Origin of the sequence: Pseudoalteromonas sp. HM-SA03 (genome assembly GCF_002289345.1) — a bacterium.
Taxonomy (GTDB): domain Bacteria; phylum Pseudomonadota; class Gammaproteobacteria; order Enterobacterales; family Alteromonadaceae; genus Pseudoalteromonas.
This window is the reverse complement of record NZ_NSDG01000151.1, coordinates 1-258: the sequence shown is the minus strand read 5'-3', so window position 1 is coordinate 258 and position 258 is coordinate 1. Positions and strand designations below refer to the sequence as shown.

The following is a 258-nucleotide window of genomic DNA, read 5'->3' as shown; positions in this document are numbered from 1 at the left end:
CCCCTAAATGGTTAACCTCGCTACAGAATATAAGTCGCTGACCCATTATACAAAAGGTACGCAGTCACCCACCCCAAATAGCTCTGCTATTTGAACCACCTAGGTTCTATTTCTTCGAGATGTCTTTTTTCATCGGCTGCTAAAGCAGGTCGATGTTAAAGAACCCCAACAAAGGTATTTGGTGGTGGGCTCCTACTGCTTGTACGTACACGGTTTCAGGTTCTATTTCACTCCCCTCACAGGGGTTCTTTTCGCCTT

At 45.7% G+C, this 258-nt stretch carries 1 rRNA gene; it reads right to left on the bottom strand.

Annotation, left to right across the window (positions count from 1 at the left end):
- Positions 1 to 258: ribosomal RNA gene (locus CKO50_RS23110) — 23S ribosomal RNA — on the bottom strand; the annotation flags it as partial.